This window comes from Streptomyces sp. DG2A-72 (assembly GCF_030499575.1).
In the GTDB taxonomy this organism is placed as follows: domain Bacteria; phylum Actinomycetota; class Actinomycetes; order Streptomycetales; family Streptomycetaceae; genus Streptomyces.
Window position 1 is genome coordinate 5,049,878 of record NZ_JASTLC010000001.1, and the last position, 24,227, is coordinate 5,074,104.

Genomic DNA, 24,227 nt, shown 5'->3' on the forward strand with positions numbered 1-24,227 from the left:
AGAGCTGTGTGCCCGCCCCGGAAGCGAACCGGAGTCGACCATACCGGCCGCCGCCCCGATCACAAGTCCCACCTCGCTCCCCCACGAATAGGGCGAGAGGGCGAACCAGCAATTCCCTCAATTACCGGGCGTGTCGCACCAATTCATAGGCTTCCCACAGATCTCTCCCCTTGTAGGAATGCGTCGCGAGACCGGAGAGGACATGGTCCGCGTTGACCGCGACGGAGACCGGCACCACGCCGAACAGAGCCGTGTCCGACGATGAGTCGCCATAGGCGATGCAGTCGCCGCGGGTCACTCCGAACCTCTCGCACAGCATGTCGGCGATCTCGACCTTGGCTGCGGCGCTGAGCACTCCGCCAGGGTCCATGGGCTCGGTGAACGGGAGGGCGGGAAAACGGGATCCATATGCCGCGTGCGCGCCCCAGGCGGTGAGGCGTTCGACGAAGAACGACGGAGAGAGCGAGACAACGGCGCAGTAGTCGCCCTGCGCCGTGATCTCCGCCCAGACGTCACGGATTCGCGTCAGCCACGGTGCACCTTCGAAGGCAGCGGACACATGCGCCTCGGTGAGATCCGCCCACAGCCCATGCGCCCTCGTCGCATACTCCGGCGGCCCGATTCGCCCCGCCGAGATCGCCTGCTCCAGCAGTACCGTCTCGGCCTCGAGTCCGAGTTGCCGTGAGATCTCCATGGGAGCGGAGGTGCCGTGCAGCAATGTGCCGTCGAGGTCGAAGAGATGAAGTCTCGCCATGGGCCTTGAGGCTAATGGGACGCGTATGCGGCACTCTGCGCGAGTACAGTCCGGACGCCGAGTCCGAGCGCCCGATGCCCGCCGTTCGCCCATGTTTCACGTGAAACATCCGGCACACATGGACGCGCTGTGCACGTCGCTATGACATGGCCAAAAGGTCGTACAACTCCCCGGAAACAGGTGGACGCAGAGGGTACCCGTCGGACAGCCTGACCTGCGTGCCGACTCCTTTCCTCACCGCTCTGCCCATCCGCCGTCTGACGCTCCGTGATCTCACCGCCTGCGCCGACTTGTCCGAGGACCGGGGGTGGCCACGCGAGGAGCACAAGTGGAGCTTCCTCCTCACAGCCGGAAAGGGCTACGGCATCGACGACCCCGACGGAGGACTCGTCAGCGCCTGTGTCGTCACCGAGTACGGTCCCCGGGAACGTCCCGACCTCGGCGCCATCGGCATGTTCCTGGTCGCGGAGCGGTACGCCCGCCAGGGCATCGGCCGCCGGTTGATGCGGCATGTCGTGTCCGAACTGGGCACCACGCCGCTGACACTGCACGCCACGCCGAACGGCCGCCCGTTGTACGAGGAAATCGGCTTCAAGGTCACCGGCCGGACCGAGATGCTGCGCGGACACTTCACGCCGGGCGGTCGCATGCCCGAGGTCACCACCCGCGCCGCCACCGCCGAGGACCTCACGGCGATCGTCCGGCTCGACGAGGAGGTGTTCGGCGCCGATCGCACGCACATCATCACCCGGCTGCCTGCCTTCGCCGATCGGCTGTGTGTGGCCGAGGAGCGCGGCCGGATCGTCGGATACGCGGCCGCCTGGCCCAACATGGACACGCATGTCGCGGGCCCGCTGATCGCCCATGACACGGAGACCGCCAAGGCACTCATCGCCTCCCTGGCCGCCCATACGAACCGCCCGCTGCGCACGGACATCGATGTGCGCCATGAGGAGCTGCTGGCGTGGGCGAAGGAGCGGGGTCTGGCCTCCGTTGCCTTCAACGCGGTCATGACGCGCGGCATCTCGGAACTACCCGGCGACTGGACCCGGCGGTTCGCCCCGCTCACGGTGGCCGCCGGCTGAGACCCTCCGACATGCCGACACCGGCCCCGCAGATGGCAGGGACCGGCGTGGCCTTGAGGGCACATCAGTGGTGTACGGCACTCTGCCGCTCGGCGGGCACAGCACCGGCCACAACGGCACTGGGTGCGCTCTCGCGGCGCTCCAGAACGGCTGAAAGCACTGCCAGGACCAGCGCCGCCGCAGCCAGGATGGCGCCCACCCAGTTGGGTGCGGTGTAGCCGAGACCGCCCGCGATGACGAGGCCGCCGAGCCAGGCGGACAACGCGTTGCCGAGGTTGAAGGCGCCGATGTTCACGGCCGAGGCCAGGGTCGGGGCGCCGTGCGCCTGGTCGAGGACACGCTTCTGCAGGGGCGGGACGGTGGCGAAGCCCAGGGCACCGATGAGGGCGATCGTGACAGCCGCGAGGACCTTGTTGTGCGCGGTGAGCGTGAACAGCGCGAGGACAACCGCCAGGGCGCCAAGAGAGACGTACAGCATGGGCATCAGGGCTCGGTCGGCGTACTTGCCGCCGATGAGGTTGCCGCCCACCATGCCGAGGCCGAAGAGGACCAACAGCCAGGTGACAGAGCCGTCGGCGAAGCCGGCGACGTGGGTCATCATCGGCGCGATGTAGGTGATGGCCGCGAAGACGCCGCCGAAGCCGAGGACGGTCATCGCCATGGCGAGCAGGACCTGGGCGTTCTTGAAGGCGGCCAGTTCATGGCGCAGGTGCACGCCTTCGGGCTTGGGCAGGTCGGGGACGAGCTTGGCGATGCCGACCAGGCCGACGACGCCGAGAGCGGCGACGATGCCGAAGGTGACGCGCCAGCCGACGGACTGTCCGACCAGCGTGCCCAGCGGAACGCCGACGACATTGGCGACCGTGAGCCCGGTGAACATCATCGCGATGGCTCCGGCCTTCTTGTCCGGGGCGACCAGGTCGGCCGCGACGACCGAGCCGATGCCGAAGAAGGCGCCGTGGGCGAGCGAGGCGATCACCCGTCCGGCCAGCATGACGCCGAAGCCCGGGGCGAGGGCGGAGAGCAGGTTGCCTGCGATGAACAGGCCCATCAGCAGCATCAGCATCCGCTTGCGGGAGATCTTGGTGCCGAGCACGGTCATCAGCGGTGCGCCGAACATGACGCCGAGCGCGTAGCCCGTCACCAGGAAGCCGGCCGTGGGGATCGAGACGCCGAAGTCTCCGGCGACCTCGGGCAGCAAGCCCATGATCACGAACTCGGTCGTTCCGATCCCGAAGGCCCCGATCGCGAGGGCCAGAAGCGCGAGAGGCATGGGGTGGTACACCTTCCAGACGATTGCAGGAGCGCTTTGCGTACGCTCACAATAATTGCAGACGCCTGATACTTGCAACCGCTGGCTATTGCGAGCCTGGTCTATCCTGGTGTCAGCCGCTCCGGGACGGAGGAACACCCCAATGACAGCGACGGACCCCGCGCTCACCGCCCTCGCCCAGGGCTGGTGCGCGCTCTCCCTGCTGCACGGGAGGATCGAGGCCCACATCGAGCGGGCGCTGCAGGCCAAGCACGACCTGAGCGTGCGCGAGTACTCACTGCTCGACGTCCTGAGCCGTCAGCACGACGGAGACGGAGGCCATCTGCAGATGAAGCAGGTCGCCGACGCCGTCGTTCTCAGCCAGAGCGCCACCACCCGGCTGGTCACACGGCTCGAGGACCGTGGTCTGCTCACTCGCTACCTCTGCCCCACCGACCGCCGCGGCATCTACACCAACGTCACCGAGGCGGGGCTCAAGCTCCTTGCGGATGCGCGGCCGACCAACGACGCCGCCCTGCGCGAGGCCCTGGACGAGGCAGCCAGAAACCCCGAGCTGGTTCCGCTGGTACGTGTCGTGGAGTCGCTGAACGTGCCCGCGTAGGGTGCGGGCATGGGAGATCTTGAAATACGTCCCGCCACCAAGGACGACGTCCCGGCGATCGTGGCCATGCTCGCCGACGACCCCTTGGGCGCCCAGCGCGAGTCCCCAGACGACCTGACCCCTTATCTGACGGCTCTCGAGCGCCTCAGCGCCGATCCGAACCAGCACGTGGTCGTGGCCGTAAGGCAGGGCCGGATCGTCGGGACCCTGCAGCTCACGATCATCCCCGGGTTGTCCCGCAAGGGAGCAACCCGCTCGGTCATCGAGGCCGTACGCATCCACGCGGTCGAGCGCGGCAGCGGTCTCGGCACCCAGCTCATCGAGTGGGCAGTCGACGAATCCCGCCGTCAGGACTGCCAGTTGGTGCAGTTGACCTCCGACGCCTCCCGGACCGACGCGCATCGTTTCTATGAGCGGCTGGGCTTCGAGGCCTCGCATGTGGGCTTCAAGCTCATGCTGTGACGGAGGGTCCTGTTTCACGTGAAACAGGACCCTCACCTGTCGTACGCACCGAGCCGGCCGTTACCGAATGCCCCGCCAGCCCTCCGGATCTACTCCACCAGGCACAGAAGCCGCCTCGTCGTACGGCTGACGCGTGAACACGAACGACGCGAGGTCCAGATGGTCCACCGTCCCGTCCGCCCGCCGTACGGCCCGTAGAAGCTCTCCGGCGTAGTAGCCCTCCAGGCCGGTCCACGTGCCGTCGCCATTCGACCGGAAGTGAGAGCGACGGCCGGTGCCGGACAACGGCTCCAGTGAGACGCCCTCGGCGGCTGTGAGCCGCAGTGCGAAAGCGTGCGTCCCCCAGTACCACTGGCCCGTCAACTCCAGTGCGGACCGGTCGACTTCGGGCAAGGGACGCCACGGTTCGGGAATGCGCGGCTCAGCGTCGGCGACGATGCATACGAGATCGGCGCCGACCGAGCCCAGCAGGGGCCCGGAGGTGCAGTTGGCCAGCACCACCGCCGCGACGTCGTCCTCCACGCTCATGGTGAGATTGGCCAGGAAGCCCGGCAGCGAGCCCGAATGCCCCACGAGCAACCGACCGTCCCGGCTCTGGAGCTGCACGCCGAGACCATAGGTCGCACCGTCCACGACATCCGCGGCATCAGCGGGCGCCGCCGGGGTCCGCATCTCCCGTACCGTCTCCGCACTCAGCACCCGGCTGTCCCCCTTGGCCAGGAAGACAGCGAATCGCGCCAAATCCTCGGTGGTGGACCAGAGTTGACCTGCCGCAGCCATCCGCCCCAGGTCCTCGGTCGGCTCGGGCAGCATCACATCGGCCCAGGGATGCACGGCCCAGCCGCCGGCATGCGGTGCCTGGGGTTGAGCACTCGTGCGGTTCAGGCCCAGGGGTTCGAGCACTTCACGCCGAAGTACGTCCTCCCAAGCAGCCCCCCGCAGCTTCTCCACGAGCGCGCCCAGCATCGTGTAGCCGGGGTTCGAGTAGTGGAAGCGGCGGCCTACGGGATGCACGAAAGGCTGCTTGCCGAGCACGTCGGCGAGTTCGGGCCGCAGGGTCCCCGGCGTCCGCTCCCACCACGGCGCGGGCGACTCGGCGGCCAACCCACCGGTGTGCGCGAGGAGTTCGGCGATGGTGGCCTCCCCCGCGCCCGTACCCGGCAGATGCTTCTCCAGTTGGTCACCGAGGTCGAGCACTCCCTCGTCGCGCAGCCTCAGCACCAGAACGGCCGTGAAGGTCTTGGTGATCGAGCCGATTCTGTACTGCACGTTCTCGTCAGGCGCGTGCCCGTCCACCGAGGTCCGGGCACCGTGCCACACCGTCCGGCCGTCCCGTACAACCGCGGCGACCAGCGACGGCGCACGCCCTTCGGACTGGGCAACCGCGATCCGGTGCAGCAGCGCCCGGCGCGTGCCGGGAAGAAGCTCATCCTGAGTTGTCGTCATGGGCCCCAGTCCATCCGGCGGGACGGCACACGTCGAGCGCATTTCCGCGTGCCCGCCCGTCGGCGTCGGATCAGGTCTGAGCCATGTCCACGAAGCGCGAGTAGTGCCCCTGGAAGGCGACTGTGATCGTCGCCGTCGGGCCGTTACGGTGCTTGGCCACGATCAGATCGGCCTCGCCCGCGCGGGGCGACTCCTTCTCGTAGGCATCTTCGCGGTGCAGCAGGATGACCATGTCGGCGTCCTGCTCGATGGAGCCGGACTCACGCAGGTCGGAGACCATCGGCTTCTTGTCGGTCCGTTGCTCGGGGCCACGGTTCAGCTGAGAGAGCGCGATGACCGGGAGCTCCAGCTCCTTGGCCAGCAGCTTGAGGTTACGGGACATGTCCGAGACCTCCTGCTGACGGCTCTCGGCTCGCTTGGAGCCGCCGGACTGCATCAGCTGGAGGTAGTCGATGACGACCAGCTTGAGGTCGTTGCGCTGCTTCAGTCGACGGCACTTGGCGCGGATCTCCATCATCGACAGGTTCGGAGAGTCGTCGATGTAGAGCGGGGCGGCCGAGACGTCCGGCATCCTGCGGGCCAGCCGCGTCCAGTCCTCGTCGGTCATCGTGCCGGACCGCATGTGGTGCAGGGCGACACGGGCCTCGGCGGACAGCAGGCGCATCGCGATCTCGTTGCGGCCCATTTCCAGGGAGAAGATGACGCTCGGCAGATTGTTCTTGATCGACGCGGCGCGCGCGAAGTCCAGCGCGAGCGTGGACTTACCCATGGCGGGACGCGCGGCGATGACGACCATCTGCCCCGGGTGCAGGCCGTTGGTCAGCGAGTCGAAGTCGGTGAATCCCGTGGGCACACCGGTCATCTCGCCGCTGCGCGAACCGATCGCCTCGATCTCGTCGAGCGCGCCCTCCATGATGTTGCCGAGCGGCAGGTAGTCCTCGCTGGTGCGCTGCTCGGTGACCGCGTAGATCTCGGCCTGGGCGCGGTTGACGATCTCGTCGACGTCGTCGTCGGCCGCATATCCCATCTGGGTGATACGGGTGCCTGCCTCGACCAGGCGGCGCAGCACAGCCCGCTCGTGCACGATCTCGGCGTAGTACTCGGCGTTCGCCGCCGTCGGCACGGTCTGGACGAGGCCGTGCAGATACGACGCGCCGCCGACCTTGTTGATCTCGCCGCGCTTGGTGAGCTCGGCGGCGATGGTGATCGGGTCGGCCGGCTCCCCCTTCGCATAGACATCGAGGATCGCCTGGAAGATCGTTTCGTGCGCGGGCTTGTAGAAGTCGTGGCCCTTGAGGATTTCGACGACGTCTGCGATGGCGTCCTTGGACAGGAGCATGCCGCCGAGGACGGACTGCTCGGCGTCGAGATCCTGCGGCGGTACACGCTCGAAGGACGTGCCCCCGCCGTCCCATGCGCTCTCCCGGCCGCGGTCGTGCTGTTCGTCGCGGCCACGGCCGCCGTCGCCGCGTCGGCGAGACGCGGGGAGACGATCACCTGGGCCGCTGTCGGCCCACGGGTCGTCCAAGGGCTCGGAAATACTCACCGAGCCACCTCCTCCCGTCCGCCCAGCGGACCTCGCCGCGCCCCTCTTTTCTACGGCACGGCACTGACAAATAAGAGGCCCAACTCCGGTTCTGACGCGTCGGATTTGTGATGGTTTCCAAGCCGACGGGCGGGGCAGGCGTCGGACCACCGTAGGCCCCTGGGCACCGTCAGCCAATCTGGTTATCCACAGGCCATGTGGACGACGGTCCCGATGCTGTGGAGAACTCCGCAAAACCTGTGCACGACACGGTGGACAGGCCTGTGAACAAGCCCCCACCTCGGCCCCCGAAACCGGCTTGACCTGCACCTTTCCCATCCACTGGCTGTGCAGAAGAAAAACTTTCCCTGTCGGGCCAAGATCACTTCAATCTGTGTACGAGAGCGCACGGGCCGAGACGGCAAGTAAGGGTCCCACTGCCGTTGCATCTCTTACCTGTGGACGATTAGATTGATGCTCATGACACAGGCTCCCGCGACCTCCAGGGCCGCCCGGCGACAGCACGATCGAGAGATCGTCGCACTGGCCGTCCCGGCCTTTGGCGCACTCGTCGCCGAGCCCCTCTTCGTCATGGCCGACAGCGCGATCGTCGGCCATCTCGGCACGGCGCAGCTCGCCGGACTCGGGGTCGCCTCTGCCCTCCTCATGACAGCCGTCAGCGTCTTCGTCTTCCTGGCCTACGCCACCACGGCGGCCGTTGCCCGACGCGTCGGCGCCAACGACCTCCAGTCCGCCATCCGCCAGGGCGTGGACGGCATCTGGCTCGCTCTACTCCTCGGCGCAGCGGTCGTGGCCGTCGTCCTGCCTACGGCACCGGCCCTCGTAGACCTCTTCGGCGCCTCAGACACCGCGGCACCGTATGCGACCACCTATCTGCGCATCTCGGCCCTCGGCATACCGGCCATGCTCGTCGTACTCGCCGCGACAGGCGTCTTGCGCGGACTGCAGGACACCAAGACGCCTCTGTATGTCGCGATGGCGGGCTTCATCGCCAACGGCGCCCTGAACATGGGACTCGTCTACGGCGCCGACCTCGGCATCGCCGGATCCGCCTGGGGCACCGTCATCGCCCAGTTCGGCATGGCGACGGCCTACCTCGTGGTGGTCGTCCGGGGCGCCCGTAGTCACGGCGCTTCGCTGCGCCCCGACATCGCCGGGATCCGGGCTTCCGCGCAAGCAGGCCTGCCCCTGCTGGTCCGCACGCTCTCCCTGCGAGCGATCCTGGTGATCGCCACGGCTGTAGCAGCCCGCCTCGGCGATGCCGATGTCGCAGCGCACCAGATCATCCTGTCCCTGTGGAGTCTGCTCGCCTTCGCGTTGGATGCCATAGCGATCGCCGGGCAGGCCATCATCGGACGCCATCTGGGCGCCGGAGACACCGAAGGCGCCCGAGCCGCATGCCGACGCATGGTGGAGTGGGGTATCGCCACCGGAGTCGTACTGGGACTGCTGGTGATGCTCACCCGACCGCTGCTCCTGCCACTGTTCACCAGCGACTCCGTGGTGAAGGACGCCGCGTTGCCCGCTCTGCTGATGGTGGCCCTCTCACAGCCGATCTGCGGCATCGTGTTCGTCCTGGACGGCGTCCTGATGGGTGCGGGAGACGGACCCTATCTGGCGTGGGCGATGGTGGTCACCCTCGCAGTCTTCGTCCCCGTCGCGCTTCTCATCCCCACGCTCGGCGGAGGGCTCACCGCGGTCTGGGCCGCCATGACACTGATGATGACCGTCCGGATGCTGACCTTGTGGTTGCGCACCCGCTCAGGCCGCTGGATCGTCACCGGCGCGACGCGCTGAGCGTTTCACGTGAAACATGCGGGGTCGATGGAAGCCTGCCCCGAGCACTGGCTCCTCAGCGCCGTCACCGAAGCTCTAGCCGGCCTCTGACCGACCCATGCGGTTCGCGGTGTTTCACGTGAAACACCGGCAAGCAGAGAGGGGCCGCACCCCGAAGGGTGCGGCCCCTCTCACTGCTCTCGCGAGCGCAACGCTTACGCCGCGACAACCTCGATGTTGACCTTGGCGGCAACCTCGGGGTGTAGACGTACGGACGTCTCGTGCGCGCCGAGGGTCTTGATCGGCGCACCGAGCTCGATACGTCGCTTGTCGACCTCGGGGCCCCCGGAAGCCTTGATCGCGGAGGCGATGTCGGCCGGGGTGACGGAACCGAAGAGACGACCGGCGTCGCCGGAGCGGACGGCCAGACGGACCTTGACGCCTTCGAGCTGGGCCTTCACAGCGTTGGCCTGCTCGATGGTCTGGATCTCGTGGATCTTGCGAGCACGACGGATCTGCTCGACGTCCTTCTCGCCACCCTTGGTCCAACGGATCGCGAAGTTCCGCGGGATCAGGTAGTTGCGAGCGTAACCGTCCTTGACGTCGACGACGTCGCCCGCGGCACCGAGGCCGGAGACCTCGTGGGTGAGGATGATCTTCATATGTCGGTCACCCTTCCCTTATCGCGCGGTGGAGGTGTAGGGCAGCAGCGCCATCTCACGGCTGTTCTTCACGGCCGTGGCGACGTCACGCTGGTGCTGCGTGCAGTTGCCGGTCACGCGGCGGGCACGGATCTTGCCGCGGTCGGAAATGAACTTCCGCAGCATGTTCGTGTCCTTGTAGTCCACGTACGTGACCTTGTCCTTGCAGAAAGCGCAGACCTTCTTCTTAGGCTTGCGCACAGGCGGCTTCGCCATGGTGTATCTCCTGTGTGATCAAGAAGTGTGGGTTCGACCCACCCTCGGCCCTGAGGCCTAGAAGGGGGGCTCGTCCGAGTAGCCGCCGCCCTGCTGACCGCCGCCGGAGCTTCCGCCCCAGCCGCCGCCACCGCCGCCGCCCTGCTGGCCACCGGCGGGAGCGCCGGTCGCCCACGGGTCGTCGGCGGGAGCACCGCCACCGCCCTGCTGACCGCCGCCGGGGCCACCGCCCCAGCCGCCGCCACCCTGGGCGCCACCGCCACCGCCGCCGTAACCACCCTGGCCACCGCGGCCGGCGGTCTTGGTGACCTTGGCCGTGGCGTTGCGCAGGCTGGCGCCGACTTCCTCGACGTCCAGCTCGTAGACCGTGCGCTTGACGCCCTCACGGTCCTCGTAGGACCGCTGCTTCAGCCGGCCCTGCACGATGACGCGCATGCCTCGCTGAAGCGACTCCGCGACGTTCTCCGCCGCCTGACGCCAGACCGAGCAGGTGAGGAAGAGGCTCTCGCCGTCCTTCCACTCGTTCGTCTGGCGGTCGAAGGTGCGGGGAGTGGACGCGACACGGAACTTCGCGACCGCCGCACCGGAGGGGGTGAAGCGCAGCTCGGGGTCGTCGACAAGATTGCCGATGACCGTGATGACGGTCTCGCCTGCCATGGGGGAACCTCTCGGCGGGTTTGCTGCTGCTGGCTGCTTGTGCTGCTACTCAGAGTCCCGAGTTCAGCTGAGCGGAAGAGCTCAGTGAGTCTCGGGGCGGAGGACCTTGGTCCGGAGGACCGACTCGTTCAGGTTCATCTGGCGGTCGAGCTCCTTGACGACCGCAGGCTCGGCCTGCAGGTCGATGACCGAGTAGATGCCCTCGGGCTTCTTCTTGATCTCGTACGAGAGACGACGACGGCCCCAGGTGTCGACCTTCTCGACCTTGCCGTTGCCCTCACGGACGACGGAGAGGAAGTTCTCGATCAGGGGGGCGACAGCGCGCTCCTCCAGATCGGGGTCGAGGATGACCATCACCTCGTAGTGACGCATGTGGAACCCACCTCCTTTGGACTCAACGGCCACGGTCGTTCCGTGGCAGGAGGGTTGTGATGCGTACGCAACGGTATCGGCCGCCACTGACAATCGGGGGTTCCCCTCGGGATTCCGAGCCGTGGCATGGGCAGACACCGGTGCAGAGGGTACAGAGTACCCGCACACCGGCTTCCGGTTGAAATCCGGCCGCCGACACCGACAATCTGTACACATCGGGTGTGTATGGCGCTACGATGCGCCGTCTTCCGCAGGAGGTGCCCTATGGCACAAGCATTGCGACCCAATACCGTCGGAGGCCTCTTCGCCACCGACGGCAAACCCCATCCGCTCCAGGACACGCTTCTCGCGGTGACCCTGGTGCTGGGCATCATCTCCTTCGTCACAGCGATGTTCCACAGCCTGCACCTGCTGAGCTCCTGGACAGGCTTGGTGGGGATCATCACCGGCGCCTACGGGCAGTGGATCTCGGAGACGACCCGAGAACGCTTCGGTCTGATCCTGGGCCTCGGCGCCTCAGGGGTCGGCTTCTTCCTCGGCATGGCGCACGGCGGTCTCTTCGGCGGTGTCTTCTGACGGCACCGCCGCTGTCTCCTCAACACCGCACAACGCCCCGGCGGCCAACAGGCCGGGGCGAAGCTTCCGTACGCCCAGTCGGGGCGCTCGCAAGGCGCAGTAGGCTTCGGCGCTAGAGCCGGAGCCCCTGTACCCATGGGGACACACCAGCCCGAGGAGCGCCCCGAATGAGCCTGACCCTGAGGACGATCAGTCGCGAGCAGCATCTGGCATACATCCAGAGCCTGCCGGCGGCGAGCCACATGCAGGTCCCGGCCTGGGCCGACGTCAAGGCGGAGTGGCGCTCCGAGAGCCTCGGATGGTTCGACGACCGCACCGGTGAGTTGGTCGGCGCGGGGCTCGTCCTCTATCGGCAACTGCCCAAGATCAAGCGCTACTTGGCCTATCTGCCCGAGGGCCCGGTCATCAACTGGTTCGCGCCGAATCTCACCGAGTGGCTGGAACCGATGCTCGCGCACCTCAAGCAGCAGGGTGCCTTCTCCGTGAAGATGGGCCCGCCGGTGATCATCCGGCGCTGGGAAGCCGGCTCCATCAAGCAGGGCATCCAGAACCCGGACGTGAAGCGCCTGCGTGACATCGAGGCCGACTTCATCGAACCGCGCGCCTTCGAGGTCGCCGACAAGCTCCGCCGTATGGGCTGGCAGCAGGGGGAGGACGGGGGCGCCGGCTTCGGTGACGTACAGCCCCGATACGTCTTTCAGGTGCCGCTGGCCAACCGCTCCCTGGAAGACGTCCACAAGAACTTCAACCAGCTCTGGCGCCGCAACATCAAGAAGGCCGAGAAGGCCGGCGTCGAGGTCGTCCAGGGCGGCTATCACGACCTCGAGGAATGGCAGCGGCTGTACGAGATCACCGCTGTGCGCGACCACTTCCGGCCCCGCCCGCTGTCGTACTTCCAGCGCATGTGGACGGCCCTCAACACCGAGGACCCCAACCGCATGCGGCTGTACTTCGCGCGCCACAACGGTGTGAACTTGTCGGCCGCGACCATGCTGATCGTCGGCGGGCACGTCTGGTACTCCTACGGCGCGTCCGACAACATCGGCCGCGAGGTCCGGCCCTCGAACGCGATGCAGTGGACGATGCTGCGCGACGCCTATGCGCTCGGCGCCACCGTCTACGACCTGCGCGGTATCTCCGACTCGCTGGACGAGACCAACCACCTCTTCGGCCTGATCCAGTTCAAGGTGGGCACGGGCGGCCAGGCCGCCGAATACCTCGGTGAGTGGGACTTCCCGCTCAACAAGCTGCTCCACAAGGCGCTCGACATCTACATGTCCCGCCGCTGACGCACCACAATTTGCTTTCACATCTCTGATACACCGCAGCCACGAGAAAGGTTCCAGGTCCGGCCATGGCGCTCACGCTCTACGTCGACACCGCGCGCTGGCGGGCGCACCACAAGCACGTGCAGGAGCAGTTTCCGGGGCTTGTCCCGGTCTGCAAGGGCAACGGCTACGGCTTCGGACACGAGCGGCTCGCCGAGGAGGCGACCCGGCTGGGCTCGGAGGTCCTCGCCGTGGGCACGACGTACGAGGCCGCACGCATCAAGGACTGGTTCGGCGGCGACCTGCTGGTGCTCACGCCGTACCGGCGCGGTGAGGAGCCCGTGCCGCTGCCGGACCGGGTCATCCGCTCGGTGTCGTCGGTGGACGGCGTGTACGGCCTCGTGGGCGCCCGGGTGGTCATCGAGGTGATGTCCTCGATGAAACGGCACGGGGTGAATGAGCAGGACCTGCCGCAGCTGCACGCCGCCATCGAGAACGTCCGCCTGGAGGGCTTCGCCATCCATCTGCCGCTGGACCGCACCGACGGCTCGGACGCCGTCGAGGAAGTCATCGGCTGGATGGACCGGCTGCGCGCGGCCCGTCTGCCGCTGCACACGATGTTCGTCAGCCACCTCAAGGCCGAGGAACTCGCCCGCCTCCAGCAGCAGTTCCCGCAGACCCGCTTCCGCGCCCGCATCGGCACCCGGCTGTGGCTGGGCGACCACGAGGCCACCGAGTACCGGGGTGCGGTCCTGGATGTCACCCGCGTCTCCAAGGGCGACCGCTTCGGCTACCGGCAGCAGAAGGCGGCCTCGGACGGCTACCTGGTGGTCGTGGCGGGCGGTACGTCGCACGGAGTGGGCCTGGAAGCCCCGAAGGCGCTGCACGGCGTCATGCCCCGCGCCAAGGGCGTCGCCCGGGCCGGCCTCGCCACCGTCAACCGGAACCTCTCGCCGTTCGTCTGGGGCGGCAAGCAGCGCTGGTTCGCCGAGCCGCCGCACATGCAGGTCTCCATCCTGTTCGTGCCCGCGGACGCCCCGGAGCCGAAGGTCGGCGACGAACTGGTGGCCCATCTGCGGCACACCACCACACAGTTCGACCGGCTCGTCGATCGCTGAGCAGCGTCGCCGCAGCAGAAAGGCCGTACACGGAAACACCGTGTACGGCCTTTTGCGTAGCCCGCGTCCGCTCCGTTCGCTCAGAGCGAACGCCCCTCGGGCGGCCCGGGGCGTGCGCTGCCCCACTCCACCTGAGCTCCTTCGAACTGAGCCGCGTGCCGCGGCGGATGGGCCGCAGCGCCGAGCACGAAGACGTCCTCAGCACCGTCGAGAACGCCTCCCGAGGGGTCGTCGTCGCCGGCCCTGCGCACCACGTCCCGCTCCGGCATGAGGATGTCGCGCACGATCAACACGCACAGGTACAGCGTCCCCAGCAAGTGCACGCCGATGGCCCAGTGGTAGCCGTCGGTCGGAAGGCCCTTGTGGGCGTCTCCGCTGGTCGTGTAGGCGAGGTACAGCCAGATGCCCAGGAAGTACGCCACCTCGCAGGCCTGCCAGATCAGGAAGTCCCGCCACTTCGGCCGGGCCAGCGCGGCCAGCGGAACCAGCCACAGGACGTACTGCGGCGAGTAGACCTTGTTGGTGAGGATGAAGGCCGCGACGATCAGGAACGCGAGTTGGGCGAAGCGCGGACGGCGCGGTGCGGTCAGCGTGAGCGCCGCAATGCCCGCGCAGCACACCAGCATCAGCAGCGTGGCGAGCGTGTTGACCGTGTCAGTGCTGAGCGGGTTGGACGAGTTCTGGGCCATGATCAGCCAGAAGGAGCCGAAGTCGACGCCTCGCTCCTGGCTGAACTCGTAGAACTTCGACCAGCCTTCGAAGGCGAACAGCATCACGGGCAGGTTCACGACCAGCCAGGCGACGACCGCCCCTCCCAGTGCCGTGCCGAACTCCCGCCATTTGCCCGCGCGCCAGCACAGCACAAGCAGCGGCCCGAGCAGCAGGAAGGGATAGAGCTTGGCGGCCGTGGCAAGCCCCAGGAGGACACCGAAGGCGAGCGAGCGGCCCCGCGACCACATCAGCATCGCCGCGGCCGTCAGAGCGACCGCCAGCAGGTCCCAGTTGATGGTGGCGGTCAGCGCGAAGGCGGGCGCCAGAGCGACCAGCAGACCGTCCCAGGGCCGCCGGGTGTGCGTACGGGTCACACAGACGGCGATGACGACGGCGCACACCATCAGCAGCCCGGAGTTGACCATCCAGTACCACTGCTCCTGGTCCTGGATGCTGCCGCTGCCAGGCGTGAGCCAGGCGGCCACCTCCATGAACACTCCGGTCAGCACCGGGTACTCGAGGTACTGCATATCGCCGGAGAGCTTGTCGAAGTAGGGCACGAGCCCGTCGGCGAACCCGCGCCCCTGGTAGAGGTGCGGGATGTCCGAGTAGCACGCGTGCGTGTACTGCGAGCTGGCGCCGAAGAACCAGGCGCCGTTGTAGCAAGGCGCCTTCTGGACCAGGCCGAGGGCGAACATGCCGATCGCCACCAGCGCGACGACCCGCACGGGGGTCCACCAGGACGTCCCGAGCAGGGCACGTCGGCCGATGGGACCGCCGATCAGCTCACTGCCGGTGGCCGCGACCTCATCGGTCCTGGTCGGCGGTACCGGGTCCGGCTCGTGCACGCTCGCTTGCGTCGATTCTGCGCTGGGCATAGGGCACATCCTGCCGTACCGACCTAGGAATACGCCGAGGGCCGCCGCACCTCGTGGGTGCGGCGGCCCTCGTTTCACGTGAAACATCCAGGGTGTTTCACGTGAAACAGTCACACCGGACGATCCGGTGGCTAACCCGTTGAGCCTCCGAAAAGACCTCCGTTGCCGTTGCCTTGATTTCCGTTCTCGTCGCCCGTATCCGTAGGCGTTGGTGAGGGCGTCACGCCGCCGTCCGTGCCTCCGGAGTCCGCACCGCCATTCTCTGTGCCGCCGTCCTCACAGCCGAAGAAGCCACAGTTCTCGCTCTCCGTGGGCGTAGGCGACGGCAGGGACTCACTGGGCGTCGGAGTCGGTGTCGGGCTCTCCTCCTGCGTTTCCGTGATGGTGGGAGTGGGGGTCGGCGTCGGCTCGTTGACGACCTCGCCGATGGGCTTGGGTGTCGGGAAGTCCATCGGAGGCTGGTCCTTCAGCGCCTGTTCCATGTAGTCGTGCCAGATCTCGGCCGGGAACGAGGCGCCATGGATCTTCTCCTGGCCACCCGTACCGAACATCTTCAGGAACTCGCGGTTCTTCTTGGTCTCATCGTCGTCGTACCGGAACATGGTGATCGACGTGGACAGCTGCGGGGTGTAGCCGACGAACCAGGCGGACTTGTTGCCGTCGGTGGTACCGGTCTTGCCGGCCACATCGCGCCCGGTCAGCTGAGCGCTGGTACCCGTTCCCTTGTCGACGACCGTCTTCAGGACGTCCGTGACGTTGTCGGCGACGTCCTTGGTGAACGCCTCCTTGGTCTGCGTCTCGTGCGTGAAGATCGTGCCGTCCTTGCTCGTGACCTTCTCCACGGAGAACGGTTCACGCTGCTTGCCGCTGGCCGCGAACGTTGCGTACGCACCCGCCATACGGATCGCGCTGGGGTCGGAGGTGCCGATGGAGAACGTCGGGTAGTTGGTGCCGGCCAGGCTGTCCTCCTTGAGGCCGGCGTTCATGGAGGCCTCCTTCACCTTGTCCAGGCCGACGTCCATCCCGAGCTGCACAAAGGCGGAGTTCACCGACTCCCGCATCGCCTCACGGAGGTCGATCTGGTAGTTGGGCGGAGTGCCGTACGACTGGTCGCCGTCATTGACCTGCAGCCACTCCTTGCCCTTCTCGTTCTTCCAGACCTCTCCGCTGTAATCCTTGATCTTCAGCTTGTTCTTGCCGCTGAAGAGGCTCTTCGGGGACACCTGGGTCCGCTCGTCCTGCGCCTGGGTCGGACCCAGATCCGGGTCCCGTACACCCCACGTCATCGCTGCCGCGAGCACGAACGGCTTGAACGTCGAACCGACCTGGGCGCCGGTGACGTCGGCATTGTTGGTGAAGTGCTTGGTCGCGTCCTCACCGCCGTAGATGGCCTTGATCGCACCGGTCTTCGGTTCCACGGAGGCACCGCCGAACTGGACGTGGGTGTCCGTCTCCGGGCGCTTCTTGGAGTCGATGTTGGCCTTCTGGACCTTCTTGACGGAGTCCTCGAGCTCCTTGACCTTCTTCTTGTCGAAGGTCGTGTAGATCGAGTAGCCGCCCTTCTGCAGGTCGTCCTCAGTGATCTTCGTATTGTTGACCAGATACGCCTTGGCCAGGTCGACGAGATAGCCGACCTGGCCGCTCAGCGCGGCGTTCGAACGCGGACTCTGGGTATTGGGAAGATCGGTGTACTTGGCCCGCGTCGCGGCATCCAGATGGCCGTACTCGACCATCTTGTCCAAGGTGTCCTGCATCTGGATCTTTGCGCGCCGCTTGTTCGCCTCGGCACTGGCGCCGACCGGGTCGATGGAGGGCGAACCCGCCGGGTCGTAGTACGTGGCGCCCTTGAGCGTCGCTGCCAGGAAGGCACACTCGCCCTCGTTCAGGTCGACGGCGTCCTTGTTGAAGTACGCGCGCGCGGCCGCCTGGATGCCGTAGGCCCCACGGCCGTAATAGGCGGAGTTCAGGTAGCCGGCCATGATCTCGTCCTTGGAGAGCTTCGCTCCCACCTTGATCGAGACGAAGATCTCCTGGAACTTCCGGGAGACGGTCTGCGACTGGTCGTTGAGCATCGCGTTCTTGACGTACTGCTGGGTGATCGTGGATCCACCCTGCGTCTCGCCGCCCCTGGCCATGTTGAACACGGCACGGCCGATGCCCTTCAGGTCAATGCCGTTGTCGGTGTAGAAGGTCTTGTTCTCCTGGGAGATGACCGCGTACTGCATCGCCTTGGGGATCTGCGAGAGGTTGACGATCTGGCGGTTCGTCTCGCCACCCGTGGAGACCATCTCGCTGCCGTCGGACCAGTAGAAGACGTTGTTCTGCGCCTCGGCAGTCTTCTGGATGTCGGGGATACCCACCATCGCGTAGCCGATGCCCGCCACGGCCACCAGGCTGCCGAAGAAGCCGATGCACAGGCCGGAGACGAGCTTCCAGGAGGGCACCCAGCGGCGCCACCCGTACTTACCGGCCCGGGGGTAGTCGACGAGCCTCGTCCGGCCAGGAGGAGCCGATCGCCCTCTTCCTCGTCCAGGACCGTTCGGACCGCCGGGACCGGCTCCTCGGCCGCTCCGGCCTGGGTCGGCCGCTCTACGGCGGCCGCCTGCGCTTCTCTGGGCCGCACGCCGGGCCTCGGCGCGGCCGCCGTACGGCCTCTCCTCGGCTCCCGACCCGGAACCCGACCCGTACGAGTCGGAAGGAGACCCGGTTGCGCCTCGCGGTGCCGCGCGGCGGCCGGTGGGCAAGCCGGACTGGCCGCGTCGGGCCGCGGCACGTCCGCCTCCCTGCGGCTGCGGCGGTTTGCGACGGTGCTCGCTCATCGAACGACTACTCCTAGGGCAGGCGCACCGTGGCGCGCCTGGAAACGGCGGCAGGTTTCCGGTCCCCCCGAAGTACGGATGTGGTCGGTCCTGCATTCACCCGTACTGCACCGGGGACGAGGACGCCCCCAGACGTCACTCGGTTCCCGGTGGTCTGCATGCCGCACAGACTACGCACCGTCAAAACCCACCTAGCACCGAAGTTCACCCCAAAACAGGCAACTTACTTCCTACGAATCGGTGATGTGATCCCGTTCACCGTCCTCCCTCTTGTCGCATCCGGAAGGCCGTTCTATCGTCGTGATGTATCGAGTCGATACATCAGCTCGACATAAGGCTCGACATAAGGACCGTCAAGGCGCCCGTCGCACGGGCCGCGGCAGAGAGGAGGCGACGATGAGCCGGCGTTCCGGGATCCTCGAGTTCGCCGTACTCGGCCTGCTCCGCGAATCCCCGATGCACGGATACGAGCTGCGCAAACGACTCAACACGTCACTGGGTGTGTTCCGTGCGTTCAGCTACGGGACGCTCTACCCCTGCCTCAAGACGCTGGTCGCCAACGGCTGGTTGATCGAAGAGCCGGGGAACACCACCGAGGACGCCCTCGCCGCGCCCCTCACCGGCCGCCGCGCCAAGATCGTCTACCGGCTGACGGCGGAAGGTAAGGAGCACTTCGAGGAACTGCTCTCGCAGACCGGGCCCGATGTGTACGAGGACGAGCACTTCGCCGCTCGCTTCGCCTTCTTCGGGCAGACGTCGCGCGACGTACGCATGCGCGTACTCGAGGGGCGACGCAGCCGGCTGGAGGAGCGCCTGGAGAAGATGCGCGCCTCTCTGGCGCGCACTCGGGAGCGCCTCGACGACTACACGCTCGAGCTCCAGCGCCACGGGATGGAGTCCGTGGAGCGCGAAGTGCGCTGGCTGAACGAGCTCATCGAAAGTGAGCGGGCGGGCCGGGACCTGAAGGGTCCCGCCCACGGAGAAGCCGCTCGCGACACCACAGAGGGAGCGCCGGGCGTCCTGCCCCGGCCCGGGGACACCCCCGGGCCGGATACGCCCGGCGACACCACCACGTGAGACCCCTGCCAGGGCCTCACTCGTACACACAGGGAGCAACCGGAATGGGTTCGGTTCGCGTAGCCGTCGTCGGCGTGGGCAACTGCGCCGCGTCGCTGGTGCAGGGAGTCGAGTACTACAAGGACGCCGATCCGGCGTCGAAGGTGCCGGGCCTCATGCATGTGCAGTTCGGCGAGTACCACGTCCGTGACGTGGAGTTCGTCGCCGCGTTCGATGTCGATGCCAAGAAGGTCGGCCTCGACCTCGCGGACGCCATCGGCGCCTCCGAGAACAACACCATCAAGATCTGCGACGTGCCGAACACCGGCGTGACCGTCCAGCGCGGCCACACCCTCGACGGCCTCGGCAAGTACTACCGCGAGACCATCGAGGAGTCCGCCGAGACGCCGGTCGACGTCGTCCAGATCCTCAAGGACAAGCAGGTCGACGTCCTCGTCTGCTACCTGCCCGTCGGTTCCGAGGACGCGGCGAAGTTCTACGCCCAGTGCGCCATCGACGCCAAGGTCGCCTTCGTCAACGCCCTCCCGGTCTTCATCGCCGGCACCAAGGAATGGGCGGACAAGTTCACCGAGGCGGGCGTGCCGATCGTCGGCGACGACATCAAGTCGCAGGTAGGCGCCACCATCACGCACCGCGTCATGGCGAAGCTGTTCGAGGACCGCGGCGTCGTCCTCGACCGCACGATGCAGCTGAACGTCGGCGGCAACATGGACTTCAAGAACATGCTCGAGCGCGACCGCCTGGAGTCCAAGAAGATCTCCAAGACGCAGGCCGTCACCTCCCAGATCCCCGACCGGGACATGGGCGAGAAGAACGTCCACATCGGCCCGTCCGACTACGTCGCCTGGCTCGACGACCGCAAGTGGGCGTACGTCCGCCTGGAGGGCCGCGCCTTCGGTGACGTCCCGCTGAACCTGGAGTACAAGCTCGAGGTCTGGGACTCCCCGAACTCCGCCGGCGTCATCATCGACGCCCTGCGCGCCGCGAAGATCGCCAAGGACCGCGGCATCGGCGGCCCGATCCTGTCGGCGTCGAGCTACTTCATGAAGTCCCCGCCGGTCCAGTACTTCGACGACCAGGCCCGGGAGAACGTGGAGAAGTTCATCCAGGGTGAGGTCGAGCGCTGAAGACCCAGGTCTTGCTCGATGGTGAGGGTCCCCGAGGCATTCCGCCCGGGGACCCTTCCCGTATGTGAGGCTGTGCCCCATGGCCGTCGTCCGTGACCTGCGCGTCCTCCTGCGCTTCCAGGGCTTCCGGCGCCTGCTCGCCGTACGCCTGCTGTCCCAGGGAGCCGACGGCATCTACCAGGTCGCACTCGCCTCCTACGTCGTCTTCTCGCCGGAGAAGCAGACGTCGGCCGCCGCGATCGCCTCCGCGATGGCGGTCCTGCTCCTGCCGTACTCCCTGGTCGGCCCCTTCGCCGGCGTCCTGCTGGACCGCTGGCGCCGCCGTCAGGTCCTCCTGTACTGCAGCCTGCTGCGCGCCCTGCTGGCGTCGGCGACGGCCGCCCTGATCGTCAGCGACGTCCCGGACTGGCTCTTCTACGTCTCCGCCCTGTGCGTCACCGCCGTCAACCGCTTCGTCCTGGCAGGGTTGTCCGCCGCGCTGCCCCGCGTGGTCGACGCCGACCGGCTGGTGATCGCCAACTCCCTGTCCCCGACCGCCGGAACGCTCGCCGCGATCGCCGGCGGCGGGCTCGCCTTTCTCGTACGACTGCTGGGCGCCGACTCCGACGCGGCTGTGGTGCTGCTGGGCGCCGTGCTGTATCTGTGCGCCGGGCTGGCTTCGCTGAGCATGGCCCGGGATCTGCTGGGTCCCGACCGGGAACTGGTCAAGCCCCGTCTCACCGCCGCGCTCTCCGGCACCGCACGCGACCTGGCGGCAGGTGTACGTCATCTCGCCGCGCCGCAGCGCCGGGAGGCGACGTGGGCGCTGTGCGCGATGACGATGATGCGGTTCTGCTACGGCGCCCTGACGGTCATGCTGCTGATGCTCTGCCGGTACGCCTTCACGTCCACCTCGGAGGACGGACTCGCCCTGCTGGGACTGGCGTTGGCCACTTCCGGTGCCGGCTTCTTCGCGGCGGCGGTGCTGACGCCCTGGGCGGCGGGACGACTCGGACCCGGCCGCTGGATCGTCGTGTGTGCGGCGGCGGCCGCGGTCCTGGAACTCGTCCTGGGCCTGCCGTTCGCCACGGCTCCCATGCTGGCCGCGGCATTCGTCCTGGGCCTCACCACGCAGGGGGCGAAGATCGCCACGGACACGATCGTGCAGTCCTCGGTCGACGACGGCTTCCGCGGCCGCATCTTCTCCGTCTACGACGTCCTCTTCAACGCCGCCTTCGTCGGTGCCGCCGCGGTGGCCGCCGTGATGCTGCCGCCGGACGGTCGGTCGGTGCCGCTGGTGGTCACGGTGGCCGTTATCTACGGGGCGGTTGCTGCCACTATGGCCCGCTTTGAACGCCAGTAAGTGTCACATAAGTGCCACAGAGCCACTCCCGGATAGGAGTTGTCCGTGGAGGCCGGTAACTTACGTGCATCTTATTTCGACGCCATGTCCGCGTCACGCATCCTTTTCAGGGGGGACCCCAGTGACAACTCCGCCGCCCCAGGGCCAGAACCCATTCGCGCAGGGCCAGAACCCTTACGGCCAGCCGCAGGGCCAGGCTCCGTACCCGCCCCAGGGCGGCTATCCGCAGCAGCCGGGCCAGCCCGGCTTCCCCCAGCAGCCCGGCTTCCCGCAGCAGGGCGGCTCGCCCTACGCGCCGGTCCCGCCGCAGCCGTCGGGCCGCAAGCTCAGCTTTAAGACGATCAAGAACATCGTGATCGGCGTGGCGGTCATCGGCGTGATCATCGTTGGCATCATCGCCAGCCGGGATGACGCCAACACCGCCGCGGTGGGCGACTGCATGCATCGCGGCAGCACCAGCAACAGCAACCCGGACCTCGAGGTCGTCGAGTGCGGCTCTGCGGACGCCGAGTACGTGGTGCTGGCCAAGATCGAAGGCTCGTACACCACTGACGCCGTGGCCAGCTCAAAGTGCGAGGCCAAGGCCAAGGACTTCCAGTACGTGTACACCGAGAGCGGCGACGGCAGCGACTTCCTGCTCTGCCTGAAGGACTACAGCAAGTAGGGCAGACATCGAGAGGGGCGGTGTTTCACGTGAAACACCGCCCCTCTCGTGCGTCCTGCACGGGGTCATGTTTCACGTGAAACATGACCCCGTTCCGCATCCTCAGCCCTACTCGGCCCACCACTCCTTGAGTGCGGCCACCGCGACGTCATGCTCCATCGGCCCGTTCTCCAGCCGAAGCTCCAGCATGTGCTTGTACGCACGCCCGACGGCCGGCCCCGGTCCAACCCCCAGGATCTCCATGATCTGGTTGCCGTCGAGGTCGGGGCGGATCGAGTCCAGCTCCTCCTGCTCCTGGAGTTGAGCGATGCGGTCCTCCAGTCCGTCGTACGCCCGCGCCAGTGCCGCCGCCCTGCGCTTGTTGCGGGTCGTGCAGTCCGAGCGGGTCAGCTTGTGCAGGCGGTCGAGGAGGGGGCCTGCATCGCGGACGTAGCGGCGGACCGCGGAGTCCGTCCACTCGCCGGTGCCGTAGCCGTGGAAGCGGAGGTGGAGCTCGACGAGACGCGAGACGTCCTTCACGAGCTCGTTGGAGTACTTCAGCGCCACCATCCGCTTCTTGGTCATCTTCGCGCCGACCACTTCGTGATGGTGGAAGGAGACCCGGCCATCGCTCTCGAAGCGACGGGTGCGGGGCTTGCCGATGTCGTGCAGCAACGCGGCGAGGCGGAGGGTGAGGTCGGGGCCGTCGTCCTCGAGCGCGATCGCCTGTTCCAGAACGATCAGCGAGTGGTCGTAGACATCCTTGTGCCGGTGGTGCTCGTCGCGCTCCAAGCGGAGTGCCGGGAGCTCGGGCAGCACGTGGTCGGCGAGTCCGGTGTCGACCAGCAGAGTCAGCCCCTTGCGCGGGTGCGCGGAAAGGATCAGCTTGTTCAGCTCGTCCCGGACCCGCTCGGCCGAGACGATCTCAATGCGCCCGGCCATCTCGTTCATCGCCGTGACGACCTCGGGAGCCACCTCGAAGTCGAGCTGCGCGGCGAAGCGCGCGGCCCGCATCATCCGCAGCGGATCGTCCGAGAAGGACTCCTCGGGTGTGCCCGGAGTACGCAGCACACGCTCCGCGAGGTCCTCGACACCACCGTGCGGGTCGATGAACTCCTTCTCCGGAAGCGCGACCGCCATCGCGTTCACCGTGAAGTCGCGCCGGACGAGGTCCTCCTCGATGGAGTCGCCGTACGACACCTCGGGCTTGCGTGAGGTCCGGTCGTACGCCTCGGACCGGTAGGTGGTCACCTCGATCTGAAAGCGTCGATCAGTGTCTTCGACGCGGGCGTCCTTCTGCACGCCGACGGTCCCGAAGGCGATCCCGACCTCCCACACAGCGTCCGCCCACGGGCGCACGATCTTCAGTACGTCCTCGGGGCGGGCATCGGTAGTGAAGTCGAGGTCGTTGCCGAGCCGGCCGAGCAACGCGTCCCTGACCGATCCGCCGACCAGAGCGAGTGAGAACCCGGCTTCCTGGAAGCGGCGGGCGAGGTCGTCGGCGACAGGAGCGATCCGGAGCAGTTCACTCACCGCGCGGTGCTGCACCTGGCTCAGGGCACTGAGGTTGTCTTCGTTGGCGTTCGGCACAACAGAAGAGGGTACGTGGCCCGGGCGACCCGGAGCGCCCTCATTAAAAGGGGGAAGACATCACACCCCAAAGCGGACGGGCACCTCGCCTCCCTGATACGTGCACAAGATCCGTCCTTGCGGCGAGCGGAGACGCTCCTCCTTTATACGGGCACATACAGGGCAGCCCGGCGCCGTGCACCGATCTTG

Annotated in this window: 22 protein-coding genes; 11 read left to right on the forward strand and 11 right to left on the reverse strand. The window is 67.2% G+C overall.

From position 1 onward, the window contains the following. Nucleotides 1-121: 121 nt before the first annotated feature. Nucleotides 122-754 carry an HAD family phosphatase gene (locus QQY66_RS24050; RefSeq protein ID WP_301982393.1) on the reverse strand — a complete coding sequence of 211 codons (633 nt, stop codon included), beginning with the start codon at nucleotides 752-754 and terminating at the stop codon, nucleotides 122-124. Nucleotides 755-972: 218 nt separating this feature from the next. Here QQY66_RS24050 and QQY66_RS24055 point away from each other — a divergent pair, with 218 nt between their 5' ends. Further along, complete coding sequence (locus QQY66_RS24055; protein ID WP_301982394.1) at nucleotides 973-1,839, forward strand: GNAT family N-acetyltransferase; 867 nt, start codon at nucleotides 973-975, stop codon at nucleotides 1,837-1,839. A 64-nt stretch (nucleotides 1,840-1,903) separates the two neighbouring features. On the opposite strand, the gene QQY66_RS24060 is transcribed toward QQY66_RS24055, so the two are convergent. Continuing rightward, entirely contained in the window at nucleotides 1,904-3,112 is a 1,209-nt protein-coding gene (locus QQY66_RS24060) for an MFS transporter (protein WP_301982395.1), read from the reverse strand. A gap of 142 nt (nucleotides 3,113-3,254) precedes the next feature. Between QQY66_RS24060 and QQY66_RS24065 the strand changes: the two genes are divergently transcribed. Both QQY66_RS24065 and QQY66_RS24070 read left to right on the forward strand, forming a co-directional pair. After that, on the forward strand, nucleotides 3,255-3,713 hold the full coding sequence (locus QQY66_RS24065; protein WP_301982396.1) for a MarR family winged helix-turn-helix transcriptional regulator: 459 nt from the start codon (nucleotides 3,255-3,257) through the stop codon (nucleotides 3,711-3,713). A gap of 9 nt (nucleotides 3,714-3,722) precedes the next feature. Then, nucleotides 3,723-4,175: a GNAT family N-acetyltransferase gene (locus QQY66_RS24070; protein ID WP_301982397.1), complete on the forward strand. Its 453-nt coding sequence runs from the start codon at nucleotides 3,723-3,725 to the stop codon at nucleotides 4,173-4,175. A 60-nt stretch (nucleotides 4,176-4,235) separates the two neighbouring features. On the opposite strand, the gene QQY66_RS24075 is transcribed toward QQY66_RS24070, so the two are convergent. Both QQY66_RS24075 and dnaB read right to left on the reverse strand, forming a co-directional pair. Beyond that, nucleotides 4,236-5,621 (reverse strand): serine hydrolase, encoded by a 1,386-nt coding sequence (locus tag QQY66_RS24075; RefSeq protein ID WP_301982398.1) that lies wholly within the window; start codon nucleotides 5,619-5,621, stop codon nucleotides 4,236-4,238. Nucleotides 5,622-5,691: 70 nt separating this feature from the next. Continuing rightward, the gene (dnaB, locus tag QQY66_RS24080) at nucleotides 5,692-7,167 is read right to left on the reverse strand and encodes a replicative DNA helicase (RefSeq protein WP_301982399.1); all 1,476 of its coding nucleotides are present in this window, start codon (nucleotides 7,165-7,167) and stop codon (nucleotides 5,692-5,694) included. A gap of 453 nt (nucleotides 7,168-7,620) precedes the next feature. Between dnaB and QQY66_RS24085 the strand changes: the two genes are divergently transcribed. After that, nucleotides 7,621-8,964 (forward strand): MATE family efflux transporter, encoded by a 1,344-nt coding sequence (locus tag QQY66_RS24085; RefSeq protein WP_301982400.1) that lies wholly within the window; start codon nucleotides 7,621-7,623, stop codon nucleotides 8,962-8,964. A gap of 194 nt (nucleotides 8,965-9,158) precedes the next feature. On the opposite strand, the gene rplI is transcribed toward QQY66_RS24085, so the two are convergent. From rplI to rpsF, 4 genes are all read right to left on the reverse strand, one after another. After that, a complete protein-coding gene (gene rplI / locus QQY66_RS24090; RefSeq protein ID WP_095756004.1) occupies nucleotides 9,159-9,605 on the reverse strand; it encodes a 50S ribosomal protein L9 in 447 nt (148 codons plus the stop codon). A gap of 18 nt (nucleotides 9,606-9,623) precedes the next feature. Beyond that, complete coding sequence (gene rpsR / locus QQY66_RS24095) at nucleotides 9,624-9,860, reverse strand: 30S ribosomal protein S18 (RefSeq protein ID WP_003949403.1); 237 nt, start codon at nucleotides 9,858-9,860, stop codon at nucleotides 9,624-9,626. A gap of 57 nt (nucleotides 9,861-9,917) precedes the next feature. Then, nucleotides 9,918-10,517 carry a single-stranded DNA-binding protein gene (locus tag QQY66_RS24100; RefSeq protein ID WP_301982403.1) on the reverse strand — a complete coding sequence of 200 codons (600 nt, stop codon included), beginning with the start codon at nucleotides 10,515-10,517 and terminating at the stop codon, nucleotides 9,918-9,920. 81 nt (nucleotides 10,518-10,598) lie between these two features. After that, entirely contained in the window at nucleotides 10,599-10,889 is a 291-nt protein-coding gene (gene rpsF, locus QQY66_RS24105) for a 30S ribosomal protein S6 (protein ID WP_005482942.1), read from the reverse strand. Between the two features lie 264 nt (nucleotides 10,890-11,153). Between rpsF and QQY66_RS24110 the strand changes: the two genes are divergently transcribed. The 3 genes from QQY66_RS24110 to QQY66_RS24120 all read left to right on the forward strand — a co-directional run bounded on the left by QQY66_RS24110 (nucleotide 11,154) and on the right by QQY66_RS24120 (nucleotide 13,851). Next, nucleotides 11,154-11,465 (forward strand): hypothetical protein, encoded by a 312-nt coding sequence (locus QQY66_RS24110; RefSeq protein ID WP_210573517.1) that lies wholly within the window; start codon nucleotides 11,154-11,156, stop codon nucleotides 11,463-11,465. A 167-nt stretch (nucleotides 11,466-11,632) separates the two neighbouring features. Further along, nucleotides 11,633-12,754: a peptidoglycan bridge formation glycyltransferase FemX gene (gene femX, locus QQY66_RS24115; RefSeq protein ID WP_301982404.1), complete on the forward strand. Its 1,122-nt coding sequence runs from the start codon at nucleotides 11,633-11,635 to the stop codon at nucleotides 12,752-12,754. Nucleotides 12,755-12,819: 65 nt separating this feature from the next. Then, the gene (locus QQY66_RS24120) at nucleotides 12,820-13,851 is read left to right on the forward strand and encodes an alanine racemase (protein WP_301982405.1); all 1,032 of its coding nucleotides are present in this window, start codon (nucleotides 12,820-12,822) and stop codon (nucleotides 13,849-13,851) included. Nucleotides 13,852-13,931: 80 nt separating this feature from the next. Here QQY66_RS24120 and QQY66_RS24125 read toward each other — a convergent pair whose 3' ends face one another. Further along, nucleotides 13,932-15,449 carry a glycosyltransferase family 87 protein gene (locus tag QQY66_RS24125; protein WP_301982406.1) on the reverse strand — a complete coding sequence of 506 codons (1,518 nt, stop codon included), beginning with the start codon at nucleotides 15,447-15,449 and terminating at the stop codon, nucleotides 13,932-13,934. A gap of 122 nt (nucleotides 15,450-15,571) precedes the next feature. Then, a complete protein-coding gene (locus QQY66_RS24130; RefSeq protein ID WP_301982407.1) occupies nucleotides 15,572-18,259 on the reverse strand; it encodes a transglycosylase domain-containing protein in 2,688 nt (895 codons plus the stop codon). Nucleotides 18,260-18,655: 396 nt separating this feature from the next. Here QQY66_RS24130 and QQY66_RS24135 point away from each other — a divergent pair, with 396 nt between their 5' ends. From QQY66_RS24135 to QQY66_RS24150, 4 genes are all read left to right on the forward strand, one after another. Next, entirely contained in the window at nucleotides 18,656-19,336 is a 681-nt protein-coding gene (locus tag QQY66_RS24135) for a PadR family transcriptional regulator (protein ID WP_301982408.1), read from the forward strand. A 44-nt stretch (nucleotides 19,337-19,380) separates the two neighbouring features. Then, a complete protein-coding gene (locus tag QQY66_RS24140; RefSeq protein ID WP_301982409.1) occupies nucleotides 19,381-20,463 on the forward strand; it encodes an inositol-3-phosphate synthase in 1,083 nt (360 codons plus the stop codon). Between the two features lie 79 nt (nucleotides 20,464-20,542). Then, nucleotides 20,543-21,805: an MFS transporter gene (locus QQY66_RS24145; RefSeq protein WP_301982410.1), complete on the forward strand. Its 1,263-nt coding sequence runs from the start codon at nucleotides 20,543-20,545 to the stop codon at nucleotides 21,803-21,805. 121 nt (nucleotides 21,806-21,926) lie between these two features. After that, nucleotides 21,927-22,469 carry a hypothetical protein gene (locus QQY66_RS24150; RefSeq protein ID WP_301982411.1) on the forward strand — a complete coding sequence of 181 codons (543 nt, stop codon included), beginning with the start codon at nucleotides 21,927-21,929 and terminating at the stop codon, nucleotides 22,467-22,469. A gap of 108 nt (nucleotides 22,470-22,577) precedes the next feature. Here QQY66_RS24150 and QQY66_RS24155 read toward each other — a convergent pair whose 3' ends face one another. Next, nucleotides 22,578-24,038, reverse strand: a complete 1,461-nt coding sequence (locus QQY66_RS24155; protein ID WP_301982412.1) for a CCA tRNA nucleotidyltransferase — start codon at nucleotides 24,036-24,038, stop codon at nucleotides 22,578-22,580. Nucleotides 24,039-24,227 lie beyond the last annotated feature (189 nt).

What these genes read in the sequence shown, in the direction of transcription:
- QQY66_RS24050 (WP_301982393.1), bottom strand. Translation starts at nt 754, where the DNA reads ATGGCGAGACTTCATCTCTTCGACCTCGACGGCACATTGCTGCACGGC.
- QQY66_RS24060 (WP_301982395.1), bottom strand. Translation starts at nt 3,112, where the DNA reads ATGCCTCTCGCGCTTCTGGCCCTCGCGATCGGGGCCTTCGGGATCGGA.
- QQY66_RS24065 (WP_301982396.1), top strand. Translation starts at nt 3,255, where the DNA reads ATGACAGCGACGGACCCCGCGCTCACCGCCCTCGCCCAGGGCTGGTGC.
- QQY66_RS24070 (WP_301982397.1), top strand. Translation starts at nt 3,723, where the DNA reads ATGGGAGATCTTGAAATACGTCCCGCCACCAAGGACGACGTCCCGGCG.
- QQY66_RS24075 (WP_301982398.1), bottom strand. Translation starts at nt 5,621, where the DNA reads ATGACGACAACTCAGGATGAGCTTCTTCCCGGCACGCGCCGGGCGCTG.
- QQY66_RS24085 (WP_301982400.1), top strand. Translation starts at nt 7,621, where the DNA reads ATGCTCATGACACAGGCTCCCGCGACCTCCAGGGCCGCCCGGCGACAG.
- rplI (WP_095756004.1), bottom strand. Translation starts at nt 9,605, where the DNA reads ATGAAGATCATCCTCACCCACGAGGTCTCCGGCCTCGGTGCCGCGGGC.
- rpsR (WP_003949403.1), bottom strand. Translation starts at nt 9,860, where the DNA reads ATGGCGAAGCCGCCTGTGCGCAAGCCTAAGAAGAAGGTCTGCGCTTTC.
- QQY66_RS24100 (WP_301982403.1), bottom strand. Translation starts at nt 10,517, where the DNA reads ATGGCAGGCGAGACCGTCATCACGGTCATCGGCAATCTTGTCGACGAC.
- rpsF (WP_005482942.1), bottom strand. Translation starts at nt 10,889, where the DNA reads ATGCGTCACTACGAGGTGATGGTCATCCTCGACCCCGATCTGGAGGAG.
- QQY66_RS24110 (WP_210573517.1), top strand. Translation starts at nt 11,154, where the DNA reads ATGGCACAAGCATTGCGACCCAATACCGTCGGAGGCCTCTTCGCCACC.
- femX (WP_301982404.1), top strand. Translation starts at nt 11,633, where the DNA reads ATGAGCCTGACCCTGAGGACGATCAGTCGCGAGCAGCATCTGGCATAC.
- QQY66_RS24120 (WP_301982405.1), top strand. Translation starts at nt 12,820, where the DNA reads ATGGCGCTCACGCTCTACGTCGACACCGCGCGCTGGCGGGCGCACCAC.
- QQY66_RS24125 (WP_301982406.1), bottom strand. Translation starts at nt 15,449, where the DNA reads ATGTGCCCTATGCCCAGCGCAGAATCGACGCAAGCGAGCGTGCACGAG.
- QQY66_RS24130 (WP_301982407.1), bottom strand. Translation starts at nt 18,259, where the DNA reads ATGAGCGAGCACCGTCGCAAACCGCCGCAGCCGCAGGGAGGCGGACGT.
- QQY66_RS24135 (WP_301982408.1), top strand. Translation starts at nt 18,656, where the DNA reads ATGAGCCGGCGTTCCGGGATCCTCGAGTTCGCCGTACTCGGCCTGCTC.
- QQY66_RS24140 (WP_301982409.1), top strand. Translation starts at nt 19,381, where the DNA reads ATGGGTTCGGTTCGCGTAGCCGTCGTCGGCGTGGGCAACTGCGCCGCG.
- QQY66_RS24145 (WP_301982410.1), top strand. Translation starts at nt 20,543, where the DNA reads ATGGCCGTCGTCCGTGACCTGCGCGTCCTCCTGCGCTTCCAGGGCTTC.